This window comes from Acinetobacter sp. YH01010, assembly GCF_013420775.1.
Classification (GTDB): domain Bacteria; phylum Pseudomonadota; class Gammaproteobacteria; order Pseudomonadales; family Moraxellaceae; genus Acinetobacter; species Acinetobacter amyesii.
Genome location: NZ_VOYF01000002.1, coordinates 266,004 through 279,899, shown reverse-complemented (window position 1 = coordinate 279,899; position 13,896 = coordinate 266,004). Strand labels below are relative to the sequence as shown.

Below are 13,896 nucleotides of genomic sequence, written 5' to 3'. Positions count from 1 at the left end.
CGAGTAAATGTCACTACTGTTACAGATCACAATTTTCCTTGGCGCATCCTTATTGCTTGTCCCTTTGCTCAAGCGCTTTGGTATTGCAACGGTATTGGGATATCTGTTCACCGGTATTTTGCTCGGCCCCGACGTCTTTAACATTGCCAGTGATCCCCAAGCGATCCAAGATCTCGCTGAGTTTGGCGTGATCTTACTGATGTTCCTGATCGGCCTCGAACTCCGTCCACAGCGTCTATGGAGTATGCGTAGTTCTATTTTCGGCATGGGGAGTTTACAAGTCGGTCTGACCGGTCTTGTTTTAGCGCTAGGCAGTTTTTTTGCCTTACAACAAGGCATTGCAGCCAGTATCGTTATCGGTTTCGCTCTCGCTCTTTCTTCTACTGCCTTTGTCTTGCAGATGCTGAGTGAGAAGCAGCAATTAAACACCACCTATGGGCAACAATCCTTTTCGATTTTGCTGTTTCAAGATATGGCCGCGATTCCCCTGATTGCAGTCATTCCCCTGCTCGCAGGAACAGAATCATCACATCACGGAATCGCCTATTTCGCTGCAATCATTGCGACTTTTTCAGGCTTATTTTTATTTAGTCGATACTTAATGCGGCCTTTTTTCCGCTTCGTCGCGAAAAGTGGTGCGCATGAACTGATCACCGCTGTCGGTTTATTTATAGTGCTGGGTGTCGTGGTGTTGATGGATGTACTCGGTATCAGTACCACGCTTGGTGCATTTCTGACGGGCGTGCTATTGGCAGACTCGGAATTCCGCCATGAACTCGAAGCGAGTATTGCTCCGTTTAAAGGGCTTTTACTTGGTCTGTTCTTTATGACCGTGGGCATGACCACGGAACTGTCATTATTCGTTGAAATGCCATGGTTCATTATCGGTGGTGCATTGGCACTGATGCTCATCAAAATGGCGTCACTTACCGCAATTGCACGTTATCTCAAAAATTCATGGCGCAACAGTATTTTACTGGCGACCTGTTTGGCTCAAGGCGGTGAATTTGCCTTTGTGGTCTTTAGTGTGGCGAAAAGTGAAAATGTCGTACAACAAGCCATTTTGGAGCCATTAACCCTCATCGTCACCTTGTCGATGGTGTTGACCCCTATGTTGTATTGGTTAATACAATCACAAATTTTGCCACGTTTTAATCCAAAAACCATTCCCGAATATGACGACATTCCGGATGAACATAATCCTGTGATTATTGCGGGCTTTGGGCGTTTCGGACAAATCATTGCTCGTGTGGCGCATTTACAGCATTTGTCTTTTACCGCCATTGATAGCAACTTAGACAAAGTCGATTTCGTACGTAATTATGGTGGTCATCTGTATTATGGCGATGCCACACAACCAGATATTTTACGCGCTGCGGGCATTGAACATGCCAAAGTGTTTGTCCTTGCCATAGATGATATTGAAGACTCAATGAACGTGGCGCGTCATATTCGTCTGAATTACCCTCAGTTAAAATTATTGGTCCGCGCACGTGACCGTCATCAGGTGCATTTGCTGCGTGATTTGGGGATTGAGCATATTTGGCGTGAAACCTATTTATCCTCTTTAGGAATGGCCTATCACATGCTGTGCGACTTAGGCATCAGCGATGAAGATGCCTATAAAAGTATCGAATTGTTCCGTGATTATGATGAGAAACTGCTGACTCAACAGCAGCAAATCTATACCGATGAACAAAAGATTTATGAAACGCATCGTAACGCTTTAGCTGAACTGGAACATTTGTTTGAAAGCGATGCGCAAGCCCGTGAAAAACCTACAGGTGTTGATTTACAACGCAGCTTACAACGTCATCGTATTGATGTCACAAGAGATGATAATGAATGACTTGTGTTTTACAATATCGTCACCATTAAAGCAGGGTTATGGAGAATTTTATGTCAGATTTACGCCAACGCTTTTTTATTGAAGATAGCCCTGTTCGTGGAGAAGTGGTTCATCTTGAAGAAGCCCTACAAACGATTCTTGCACAGCGTGACTATGCACCTGCTGTACAAATTCTCTTGGGTGAAATGCTCAGCGCGACTGCCTTGTTGGCCAGCACCTTAAAAATTAAAGGTCGTATTAGCTTACAAATTCAGGCTGCAGGCACTTTTAAATGGGCAATGGCGGAATGTAATCATCTCGGTGAAGTTCGCGCACTTGCAGATTATGAAGAAGACCCGCACTTTCAAACCGCTGAAGACAGCAGCACGGTACTGAAAGCCTTGGTAAACCCAGTACTTTTCATTAATATCGAGCCTGAATTTGGTGAGCGTTATCAAGGGATTGTACCTTTAGACAAACCGACTTTAGCGGGTTGCTTGATGCAATATTATGATCTATCTGCACAGATCCCGACACGCATCGTCTTAGCAAGCAGCAACAGTCGTTCAGGTGGTTTACTGATTCAGTTATTACCTCGGAATAGCGAAGAAGAACAACGCCGTGTCGATGAAGATCTATGGCCACGTTTAACCATGCTGACCGAGACATTAAAAGCAGATGAGTTAACGTCTTTATCTGCAAATGAAATTTTATATCGTTTATATAACGAAGAAGAAGTTCGTTTACCTGAAACTGAAGCCTTAAAATTTGGCTGCACGTGTTCAAAAGAACGCTGTGCGACAGCACTTGAACAAATTGGTGTTGCTGCAGTTCGTGAAACCCTAGAGTTTCAAAACCCAATTGAAATGGATTGCCAATTCTGTAATACAAAATATACCTTTACTGCAGAAGAAGCTTTATCCCTTTTTGGTCAACACCTCAGCTAAATCATCGTGATGATTGAAAGCCTAAATCTAAGCATCCTTCGGGGTGCTTTTTTATTATTCCGATTAAATTTAGAACAGCTACTTTCTTGCGCTTAGTCGAATGGGTTCGAACTATAAAGCATCAACATGATCAGCTGTATTTGCGATCAATTTTTTTTCGAGTAGAATCGCGCCAGAAATAAAGTCAAAAAAACCAACAAAGCTTTATTTTTAATTGAAAAATAATGTAAAAAAAACTGGATAAATTATGAAACTCAAAACACTCGCTATTGCTTTAGCCATGTTCTACTTTGGCCCAATGACAGCACATGCAGCAGACCTCGTCGGGACATGGAAAACCATAGATGACAAAACAGGCTATGCTCGTGCTGAAGTCCAAATCACTAAATTAAAAGACGGCAGCTATAGCGGTAAAATCACCAAAGTGCATGCCATCCCCAACCGCCCTGTCACCACGATTTGTGAAAAATGTGAAGGTAAACTCAAAAATGCACCCTTAATTGGTTTACCGATCTTCTCTGGCTTTAAACATAATACAAAAGAGAATGCGTACACCGATGGCAAGGTGATCGACCCACTTTCAGGCAATACTTATCAAGGTAAAGGGCAATTGAATGCGCGCGGCAATGTCCTGACACTTCGAGGTTATGTTGGAACCACGCTTCTCGGCCGGACGGTATCTTGGATCCGCGTCAACTAAAGTCGCCATTTGGCTTTCATTGGCATGATGAACTCAACTCCAGACGAGTTCATCATGCCGATAATAATCTACTTTGAGATGAATTCCGACTATTTTACTAGTGCGTAGACGTTCAGCATAAACCTTATTTAGCGCCAACAAGATCATGTTTTGGCTCAAAAAATAAATACCATTTCTTAAAATATCACTAGAACATTCATATTATTTCAGGCTACATTAAAACCATAATATTTTTATGCCTTTAATTTTCTGGCATCTGCTTTTTATGTAATGTGGGTAACTGTATGACTGTTAAATTCCTCTTTTCTATCCTGTTCGGTATGTTCTCAATATGCAGTATATCATCTGCTTTGGCAGCGATTGACCCCTTAGTGGGGACATGGAAAACCATTGATGATCGAACAGGTTATTCCCTTGCCGATGTGGTGATTCGTAAAGATAAACATGACCTGTATTCAGCTACTATTATTCAAAGCCGAAGCATCCCCGGAACAGCAAATATCTCGACGTGCACGCAATGTACCGGTGCTCAGAAAAATAAACCGATGGTCGGTTTAACCACCTTATCCGGCCTAAGCGCTGATCCAGAAAAGCCCAATGAATTTGTGGGTGGTGTAATGCTCGATCCCAAATCTGGCAAGCACTACAATGCACGCGCTCGTTTGATGAATAATGGCAAGCATTTGATCATCAATGGTCGTACTGAAGGCTCTGCAATTGGACGCAATGTCACTTGGGTCAAAAACTAAGCACGAGGCCTTTAAATCATTAAAGGCCTTTTTTAACTTAAAAATTAGAGTAAAAACTCCATATTAAAGCAGCGTTTTAAAAAAATATGCCAAATACATCACAAACTATCACATTGATTTTGTAGGTCTTTATATATAAATTAGGCAACTTACTCTAAAAACACAATTCTGAATTTTCAGGGGATGAAATGAAAAAAATATATCAACAATTATTTGCCGGAATAGTACTTAGCACTTTGTCAGGATTGTCAATTGCTGCGGAAACCGATCCACTAGTGGGGAAGTGGAAAACCGTCGATGACCGTACAGGATATTCGCGTGCAGACGTTGAAATTCGCAAAAAAGCCGATGGAAGCTATGAAGGCATCATTGTCACCACACGCAATGTCCCTGGCACTGAAAAAATGGGCGTCTGCTCGAACTGCCCAGGTGAATTGAAAAATAAACCTTTTATCGGCTTGCCATTTATTTGGGACTTTAAACAAGATCCAAAAAATCCACGTGAATTCCAAAACGGTAAAGTTCTGGACCCGATTGGTGGAAAAATCTATAAAGGCAAAGCAAGACTTAGTGCTTCAGGAAAACATTTAACTATACGTGGGTATGTTGGTGTATCTGTGATTGGTCGTAGTGTCACTTGGATAAAATATTAATTTTAAATGTGTTTTTAAAAGCCTCCTCGTGAGGCTTTTTTATTGTCATGTTTTGAAACAATAAGATGCTGTTTGCCCCTATGACAGTTTGATGAACCCTTCTATATTGATTAAAACATGATCAATATTTATACAGAGAGTATGCCAGACAATCACTATCAAACTTTAGGGATCGCCCGAGATGCTTCGGCTGATCAAATAAAAAAAGCCTATCGAAAATTGGCGCGTAAATATCACCCTGACGTCAGTAAAGAGGCTGATGCTGAAACGCGTATGCAAACGATTAATGTTGCATACGACACTTTAAGTGATGCCGAAAAGAAAAAACAATACGATTTTGAACTCGATCATCCTCAAGGATTTGCTGGGTTTAATGCTGGCAACCAAGGTGGTTTTGACCAATCTCAGTTTTATCGCCAATCGACGAGTGATGGTCAGCATGCGGACTTTAGTGGATTTGAAGACTTGTTTGGTCGTTTTGGGCAAGGCTTTGGTGGCGGTGACTATCAGTATCAACGTGCAAACCGCCAAACCAAGAGCTTCCGTGGTGAAGACCAACACGCCAGTTTAGAAGTGGATTTAGAAATCGCATTTCATGGTGCAACGCAGAATATCACCTTACAGATTCCAAGCCTCAACCCCCATGGTGAGCCTGAAGTCCAACGTAAAACCCTGCAAGTCAAAATTCCTGCAGGTATGAAATCAGGTCAACAAATTCGACTCTCCGGCCAAGGGCAAGCTGGCTATAACGGTGGAGCCGCCGGCGATTTATACATTGAAATTTTGTATAAACAAACTGAGCAAATCCGTGTAGAAGGCGTTGATATTTTCCAACAACTGAATATCAGTCCATGGGAAGCCGCATTGGGTCAAAAAATTGCATTTACCAGTCCTGATGGCAAAACATTAGAACTACAAATTCCTAAAAATGCACGTACTGGTCAGCAGCTACGATTAAAGGACAAAGGGATACCAAATAAAACACCCGGACACCTTTACCTGATTTTAAATATACAGATACCAGCTGCACAAACCGAACAAGAGCAACAAGCATATGCGGCTTTTGCTCAAGCTTTTCCGTCATTTAATCCACGACAGTCTTAAGGAGAGCACCATGACAACAATTCATTATCGTGAAATTGTCTGTGACGGATGTAAACAGACTGAAATCGTAGACGAAAAAAGTAGTTTTGATCTACAACACTTTGCCTCTGCCTGTGGGCAAAGTCCAGAATGGGTTCTGCAACTACTCGAATACGATATTCTGCCTAGCCGTTCAGAAGACAGGATTCATCAATTTTTTGGCGATGATATATCTCGCGCACGGCGTGCGTATCGGCTTCAACGAGATTTCGATGCCAGTTTTACTGCGGTCGCTATGATGCTTGATTTAATTGACGAAGTTCAACAACTACGTCGCCAAGTCAAACACCAACAGTTTCATTCACATTAAATGTAATCATGAACGCTCTGCCTCGCAGGGCGTTTTTCTTTTCTTGTAGAGTTTGTCTTGTAGAGGAAGTGATCGACAACCATGAAAACACGAGATTGCAATAAAAAAGTCAAAAACATGTTTCCTGAGTACCGTGATTTGGTCTCTCAGTTACGTGATGAAAATCCATATTTTGCACGGATCTTTGAAGAACATGATGAGTTAGATCGTGAAATTATTCAATTGGAATTAAATCCTGTCAATCACCATAACACGGATATTGAGACCATTAAGCGTAAGAAATTAAAGCTAAAAGATGAAATTTATCGCTTGCTGAAAAGTAACGAAAATGATGATATCTCTTGAGATATCGATTCATGTATAGGGGATTTTTCATGATGCATGTCGTTCGCAGTACAACCCACGAGGCTACACAATTGAATTACTAAGACCATAAGGATCGGTCAAATCGCGTTGTACTGCAGATTTTTAAAAAACAATAAAATCATGACAAAGGATTCATCATGCAAATACATCATGTGCTATTTGGAGCATTACTCAGTTTCAGCGGTCTGTTGCATGCCAGTGATAAACGAGTATTTGAAAAACCATGGATGACCAAACAGGATATTCACGCGGTGATGTGACCATCGTCAAAAATGCCGACGGGACGTATAGTGGAACACTTACTGCAATACGCCCAATGCCGTACAAGCCCTTGGTCGAAGTGTGCTTAAAACGCAAAGGCAAACTCAAATATGCACCCTTGGTGAGTCTCGAAGTTATCAAAGGATTTAAAGCAGACCCATCCATCAGAGAAGCTAACGCGAACTATTTGAGTTTCGTCAGCTTCTCAATTTCTTTCATAGTTTTAACCGTACCTTTGACTGTGCCCTTCACCGTTTGTTTAATTGGTTCATAATCCATAAACCAAAACAAATTCATGTGTTGATCGCCGTGCTGCTGCGCCAACATATCAATCACGCTTTTTTCACCACGCCCCACCAAATGCCGTCGATAAAAATAATACAGCAGTAAAATCGTGGTCATCAGCATGATGCCGAGCATGATCCAAAAACCGGTTGGCGATTTAAGTCCGGGAATGAACTCAAAGTTCATGCCGTATATACCGGTTAATAAGGTTAATGGTGCGAAAATCGCCGTAATAATCGCTAAAATACGCATATTTTCATTGGTTTGGTTGGCAACGGCTGAAAAATGCAGATCAATGGCGGCCTGCACGGCACTGCGTAATCGTGTGGTATGTTTTTGAATGCGTTCGATATGGCTGGTTAAATCATCTACGCGAACCAGCATGATATCCTGCTTTTCACTGCGCTTTTTGCCTTTCAAATGTGGGTAATTATCCACAACTTCATCACGCAGTTCTTGTAAGGCTTCAATTTGCTCTTCACACAAATTTTCCACTTGCTGAAAGGCCATATTTTCCTGCAGCAGTTGATGCCACTTGGTAAAGCGCCGATGCCCTTGCAGCAATTCTTGCTGCCAAAACTCGACACGGCGGGTCAATGGAACACGTAAATCCAAGTATCCATCCACCATATTATTCAGTAAACGCAATGCCAAATCTAAGGGTGTAAGGGCTAATTTTCGTGGTTTATTTTGTTCATCAATCGGCCGAGAAATTAAGGTTTCAATTCGTTGGATATAACTTTCAATGGCTTTGTTGCCTTTTTCGCGCACCGTGATCAGCACTTGGGGCGTGAGCAAAAAACTGATCGGGGTGGTCGCCAAACCAAAGACCCGCTCATGCTTTTCAAGCGCATCGGCGCCGGCAGCAATTTGGTCATCGGGTGTGACCATTTTTCTAAAAATTAATAAATCGTAATCATCAAGTGTGTCAAAAGCACACGGATGCTCTAAATTTAAAATATCCCGCAGATGGTATTCATTTACCCGTAGATCTGATGCCTGAAAAATATCACTCTGCCATTGCTCTGGACGGTTGACGACATCTTCACGGGTACAATCAATCCAAATAAACTCAGGCTCAAGTTCAGGATGATGCTCACATTGCGCTTGGTCTTGCACATAGATATGCGCGGCTGTTGGATGCTGAAAAAAATAATAGGTTTGCATATCTCATTTATTATTGTGTTTACTTTTTGCATGATGCCATAAAAAAAGCCTTGAGCAAGTCAAAGTTCATACTCTGACTGCACTCAAGGCTTTTTAGAATCCATTCACAGAGCCGAAACCCTGTGAATCAACAAACCATTAAGCTTGTTCGATGTCTTTCATGGTTAATTTGATACGACCGCGGTTGTCGACATCAGCAACTTGTACTTTGATCTCTTGACCTTCAGATAATACGTCTGAAACGTTCGCAATGCGTTCGTTAGAAATTTGAGAGATGTGAAGTAAGCCATCAGTACCTGGAAGGATGTTTACAAACGCACCAAATTCAACGATACGAATCACTTTACCAGTGTAGATTGTACCTGGTTCGATTTCAGCAGTAAGCGCTTGGATTTTCGCAACAGCAGCAGAAGCAGCCGCTTTAGTTTCACCAAATACGCGAACTGTACCGTTATCTTCGATATCGATTGCTGCTTTAGTTTCTTCAGTGATCGCACGAATCGTTGCGCCGCCTTTACCAATCACATCACGGATCTTATCAGGGTTGATGTTGATCACTTGGAATGTAGGCGCGTGCATAGAGATTTCAGGACGAGCGCGTGAAATCACTTGGTTCATTGCATTTAAGATGTGCATACGACCTGCATACGCTTGGTTCAATGCAACTTCCATGATCTCTTCAGTAATACCTTCGATCTTGATGTCCATTTGAAGTGCAGTAATACCGTTTGCAGAACCTGCTACTTTAAAGTCCATGTCGCCAAGGTGGTCTTCGTCACCCAAGATGTCAGAAAGAACTGCGAAACGCTCGCCTTCTTTGACTAGACCCATTGCGATACCCGCAACTGGCGCTTTAAGTGGAACACCTGCGTCCATAAGTGATAGAGAAGCACCACATACAGAAGCCATTGAAGATGAACCGTTAGATTCAGTGATGTCCGATACGATACGGATCACGTACGGGAAGCGGTCAGCTGCTGGAAGTACAGCTTGTACACCACGACGCGCTAAACGACCGTGACCGATTTCACGACGTTTAGGACCAGATTCACGACCAGTTTCACCTACAGAGTATGCAGGGAAGTTGTAGTGCAACATGAAGTTGTCAGTTTTCGTACCCGCTAATGTATCTACCATTAACGCATCACGTGTATTACCCAAAGTTGTTGTTACCAACGCCTGAGTTTCACCACGTGTGAATAATGCAGAACCGTGAGCACGGTCTAACACGCCAACTTGTACGTCAAGCGCACGAACTGTTTTAGTATCACGGCCATCAATACGTGGTTTACCTGACAAGATGTTGTCACGTACTGTACGGTATTTCAGGTCTTCGAATAATTCAGCTAAGTCGTCAGCGATACCGTCAACGTCTTCTTCTGGAACGAATTGAGCAACAGCTTCAGCTTGAAGCGCATCAAGTGCTGCATAACGATCGTGTTTAACAGCGATTGTGTATGCTTCAGAGATTTTCGCTTCAAACGCTTCTTTTAATTTTGCACGAAGGTCTTCGTTTTTCGCAGGTGCAGTCCAAGTAGACTCTGTTGCACCAGCAGCCGCAGCAAATTCTTTAATCGCTTGGATCGCGATTTGCATTTCGTCATGACCGAACAATACAGCGCCAAGCATTTGGTCTTCAGAAAGTTCTTTCGCTTCTGATTCAACCATCAATACTGCAGATTCTGTACCTGCAACCACAAGGTCAAGGTCAGATTCTTTAAGCTGTTCGTGGTTCGGGTTAAGGATGTATTCACCGTTGATTAAACCAACGCGCGCACCACCGATTGGACCACGGAAAGGCGTACCCGCAATTGCAAGTGCAGCAGATGTACCTAACATTGCAGCAATGTCAGCATCCATCGTTTTGTCAGAAGAAATCACAGTCGCAGTCACTTGGATTTCGTTGTAGTAACCTTCTGGGAACAACGGACGGATTGGACGGTCGATTAAGCGTGAAATAAGAGTTTCAGCTTCAGACGCGCGGCCTTCACGTTTACCGTAACCGCCCGGGATACGACCTGCAGCATATTGTTTTTCTTGGTAGTTAACAGTCAATGGGAAGAAGTCTTGACCTGCTTTAGCTGTTGGTTGAGCAACAACGGCAACAAGAACTTGTACACCACCCATAGTGATGATTACAGTGTTCGCTTGACGCGCAACACGACCTGTTTCTAGGACAACTTGATGCTGACCGTATTGGAATTCTTTACGAATAATATTAAACATCGACATGTTTTATTTTTTCCTGATTTTATTCTAGTGGAGACCCCTAAGGTTTGGCATTCATTCAACGCCCCAAACGCTGTAACATAAATGACAAAGCTTAGAAGCCGACCTCACTAGAGATTAAAAACATTAATTTAAAATACTAATTTAAGACACAAAGAAGGAGCGAATCATCGCCCCTTCCCCATTATCCAACCAAGGTTGGATAGACTTTAGTTTTCAGTAATACGGCACTTAGCATGCAATAGTCCGAAAATAAAAGTTTAAATCGAATTAACGACGTAAACCTAAAGCAGCAATCAATGCGCTGTAACGAGTAGCGTCTTTACCTTTAAGGTAGTCAAGAAGCTTACGACGTTGGTTAACCATACGAATAAGACCGCGACGGCTATGGTGGTCGTGTTTGTGCTCTTTGAAGTGACCTTGTAAATCATTGATTTGAGCAGTTAAAAGAGCTACTTGAACTTCTGGTGAACCAGTGTCGTTTTCAGCGCGAGCGAATTTTGCAATGATCTCTGCGCGATCTGCGTTTGTTAAAGCCATTCGATTTCTCCGAGATGCTTATAAAGTTAACTTTTGATACGAATCAACCAATAAATCAGCTGACTGCCGTGCATCACTACAGCAAGTGCATTATATTAAGGGAAAATCGTCTTAATTGCAAAAAGAGATAGCCGACTTCGTCAGGTTTTCTTAATGACAATAACGCCTTATTTTTCCTCTCGATTCCATTATAAATTTTTTATATGCTTCGACACTCTATACGACACAAAACTGCATATTTCCAACACATTGAACTCCATATTATTGAATAAATTTTAAACTGATTTTTTGATATATTTTGCCACTCGATATTTAGGATACAAAACTCAAACTGGAATAATTAAAAAAAAGCCCGAGCTAGGCTCGGGCTTTTTTGCGCTGTAGTTTCTTCTTTTTTAGTTATTGTTTTATTATTTATTGTTTTATGTGGCGCTTTTCCGCGTCCTTATGTCAAACATTCCATGTTTTAACTTGCACTTCCTTATGTGGTAGATTTTGCCACAACGGCTATTAGATAAAAGTCGTATTTTTCGTATCTATATGTAAGCTTTTTCGTACATCGGTTAAGCTCTATTTCTTTTCTGTTACAGCGTATAGGCATTTCTTATTTTCCAGACATAAAAAAGCCCTGTAGTCTCTCCCAAAACTACAAGGCTTAGCGGCTGTAAGTTTCCTATTTCCTTACTTCACTGTAAGTTCGCTGTCTTTTGACGTTATTCTTATACTTTTGCGATTTTACTCAACCATCCGTGTTGAGTTCTTTTTCTGTGAAGTCATCTTCTCAAAAAGCTCTAAAAAGCTCTATGCGCAAATCTCCTGAATCGATGTAAGCCATTTCTTACAAAATACGGTACATTTTGCCTAGGCTTTACAAAGGTAGGTGATTGTTAATTTTTTCTAACAGACCACTAACTCGCGCTGTTCTTTTTATAAGCGCTTTTGCCAATGCATCTTTTGCAACAAGCAAACTCACCACTTTTTTGGCACGAGTGATGGCGGTATAAATCAGCTCTTTACTCATCATTTCGGTAGCATGATTTTCCAAAACTACCGCCGTATGGGTAAATTCAGAACCTTGAGACTTATGTATGGTCAAGGCATAGGCGGTTTCTATACTTTTAGGTAACCGTGTTGCCACCACCCATTTATCCAAACTTGGAAAATAAACCTCAAACTGCGACTTTTCCGTCATCGGTCGTTTTAAGCAAATCCCGATATCACCATTTGATAGTCCAAGTTGATAATCGTTATAGGTCATCATGACTGGACGACCGACATACCAATCCCCTTGTTTCAACACACCCAAGGTATTTAAGACCCGAAGTTCAATCTGCTGATTGAGTTCGTGTAAGCCTAATTTTCCATGTCGAATGGCCGATAGAATCCGATAATCATCAAAATAGCGAATCAATTGGGCTGACCAATTTGCATATTCAGCGGGTTGCTCTGGCCATTGTTTTAACCATGCCACATAGGGCTGAAAACCATACATCAGTTGATCATAATATTTTGCCCAATGTGCCGCACTGTTCGTAGCGTCGGGGAGATATTGCAACTGAATCACATCGCTCATATTCGGTGTCAGTTGAATCGGCTGAAGTTCGGATGAAGATACCACCTGATGTTCAAATTTAGCCAGAACTTCTGTGGTTGTTTGCTGTTGTTCTTGTTGTTGAATAAAACGAGCAAACTCACCAATGGCTGCACCCTGTACAAAACGGCGGCTGGTCTGTAAATGGGTACGGTTGGCTTGTAAGACATCGACATCCTGAAGATTGGCCAAAACAGCGCCAACATCGACCGAAGCCAACTGTTCTGCATCCCCTAAGAGAATCAGCTTGCTGTGTTGAGGGATTGCCGCGAATAGCATCTGCGCCAAACTTAAATCCAACATGGAGGCTTCATCGACCACAATGACGTCATAGGGTAAGCGTTGGCGCTCATTAAACCGCGGGATAGCGCGCGTCCCTAAACCCAATAGACGATGCAAAGTTACGGGTTTCAAATGTTTGTGAATAATCGAATAATGCTGCAATGCAGGATCTTTAAACGCTGCTTGTAAGGCTTCTTCCATTCGCTGCGTCGCTTTTCCTGTCGGCGCTGCCATCGCAATTCTTAAATTTGGATTTTGCTCATTCAACACGGCAATAATCCGTGCCAAGGTATAGGTTTTACCTGTCCCAGGCCCACCGGTAATGATATTAAAATTGTGCTGACACACCATGTGCAGTGCTTGAATCTGATGGGGATCGGTCAGTAAATCTTTTTCAATATTAAGCGTCTGCGTTTGATTAAGATCTTGCTCAGTTTGCTGCTTTAAACGTGCGACTTGCTTCGCCAAAGCATTTTCTAATACCCAATAGCGATAGAGATACAGTCGCTGTGAATCAAATACAAAAGGCGCAACCGGCGTTTTTTCAGCTTGCTCAAGCTGAACCATCTGAGCCAAACATTGAATCTGTACATCTTCGGCCAAAATACAACTGTCGCCTTTTTCCACGGCTTGCATCAATTGTTGAATTAACTGATTTGCAGCAGGATGACTGGCCTGATTGGGTAAATAATGTTGGATTAAATAGTCAATCCAATCCGGCAAAACCGCATCTAAATCAGCAGTTTCTTGGGGATTTTGGGTAACTAAAACCTGCATTTCTACAGTGTTTTCTTGTCCCGCGTGCAAAGGCTGTGCTGACAAGGCTTTTTGATCATTTTCCACAC

At 42.2% G+C, this 13,896-nt stretch carries 13 protein-coding genes; 9 read left to right on the top strand and 4 right to left on the bottom strand.

What is annotated here, in order from left to right:
* Positions 1 to 7: 7 nt before the first annotated feature.
* The 9 genes from FTT77_RS03070 (at position 8) to FTT77_RS17350 (ending at position 6,956) form a co-directional block, all read left to right on the top strand.
* Positions 8 to 1,849 carry a monovalent cation:proton antiporter-2 (CPA2) family protein gene (locus tag FTT77_RS03070; protein ID WP_111885622.1) on the top strand — a complete coding sequence of 614 codons (1,842 nt, stop codon included), beginning with the start codon at positions 8 to 10 and terminating at the stop codon, positions 1,847 to 1,849.
* Between the two features lie 50 nt (positions 1,850 to 1,899).
* Entirely contained in the window at positions 1,900 to 2,775 is an 876-nt protein-coding gene (gene hslO, locus FTT77_RS03065) for an Hsp33 family molecular chaperone HslO (RefSeq protein ID WP_180108809.1), read from the top strand.
* A gap of 247 nt (positions 2,776 to 3,022) precedes the next feature.
* The gene (locus FTT77_RS03060) at positions 3,023 to 3,475 is read left to right on the top strand and encodes a DUF2147 domain-containing protein (RefSeq protein WP_180007084.1); all 453 of its coding nucleotides are present in this window, start codon (positions 3,023 to 3,025) and stop codon (positions 3,473 to 3,475) included.
* 284 nt (positions 3,476 to 3,759) lie between these two features.
* Complete coding sequence (locus FTT77_RS03055) at positions 3,760 to 4,224, top strand: DUF2147 domain-containing protein (RefSeq protein ID WP_180007082.1); 465 nt, start codon at positions 3,760 to 3,762, stop codon at positions 4,222 to 4,224.
* Positions 4,225 to 4,412: 188 nt separating this feature from the next.
* Positions 4,413 to 4,877 (top strand): DUF2147 domain-containing protein, encoded by a 465-nt coding sequence (locus tag FTT77_RS03050; RefSeq protein WP_168377965.1) that lies wholly within the window; start codon positions 4,413 to 4,415, stop codon positions 4,875 to 4,877.
* A gap of 141 nt (positions 4,878 to 5,018) precedes the next feature.
* A complete protein-coding gene (locus FTT77_RS03045; RefSeq protein WP_180007253.1) occupies positions 5,019 to 5,981 on the top strand; it encodes a DnaJ C-terminal domain-containing protein in 963 nt (320 codons plus the stop codon).
* 10 nt (positions 5,982 to 5,991) lie between these two features.
* Positions 5,992 to 6,330 carry a chaperone modulator CbpM gene (locus tag FTT77_RS03040; protein WP_111885626.1) on the top strand — a complete coding sequence of 113 codons (339 nt, stop codon included), beginning with the start codon at positions 5,992 to 5,994 and terminating at the stop codon, positions 6,328 to 6,330.
* Between the two features lie 81 nt (positions 6,331 to 6,411).
* On the top strand, positions 6,412 to 6,675 hold the full coding sequence (locus FTT77_RS03035) for a YdcH family protein (RefSeq protein WP_078192816.1): 264 nt from the start codon (positions 6,412 to 6,414) through the stop codon (positions 6,673 to 6,675).
* 158 nt (positions 6,676 to 6,833) lie between these two features.
* Complete coding sequence (locus FTT77_RS17350) at positions 6,834 to 6,956, top strand: hypothetical protein (protein WP_257224018.1); 123 nt, start codon at positions 6,834 to 6,836, stop codon at positions 6,954 to 6,956.
* A gap of 184 nt (positions 6,957 to 7,140) precedes the next feature.
* Here FTT77_RS17350 and FTT77_RS03030 read toward each other — a convergent pair whose 3' ends face one another.
* From FTT77_RS03030 to recD, 4 genes are all read right to left on the bottom strand, one after another.
* The gene (locus tag FTT77_RS03030) at positions 7,141 to 8,409 is read right to left on the bottom strand and encodes a magnesium transporter CorA family protein (RefSeq protein WP_078189795.1); all 1,269 of its coding nucleotides are present in this window, start codon (positions 8,407 to 8,409) and stop codon (positions 7,141 to 7,143) included.
* Positions 8,410 to 8,547: 138 nt separating this feature from the next.
* Positions 8,548 to 10,635 (bottom strand): polyribonucleotide nucleotidyltransferase, encoded by a 2,088-nt coding sequence (pnp, locus tag FTT77_RS03025; protein ID WP_171262611.1) that lies wholly within the window; start codon positions 10,633 to 10,635, stop codon positions 8,548 to 8,550.
* Positions 10,636 to 10,908: 273 nt separating this feature from the next.
* Entirely contained in the window at positions 10,909 to 11,178 is a 270-nt protein-coding gene (rpsO, locus tag FTT77_RS03020) for a 30S ribosomal protein S15 (protein ID WP_067761248.1), read from the bottom strand.
* An 868-nt stretch (positions 11,179 to 12,046) separates the two neighbouring features.
* On the bottom strand, positions 12,047 to 13,828 hold the full coding sequence (recD, locus tag FTT77_RS03015; RefSeq protein WP_180108890.1) for an exodeoxyribonuclease V subunit alpha: 1,782 nt from the start codon (positions 13,826 to 13,828) through the stop codon (positions 12,047 to 12,049).
* Positions 13,829 to 13,896 lie beyond the last annotated feature (68 nt).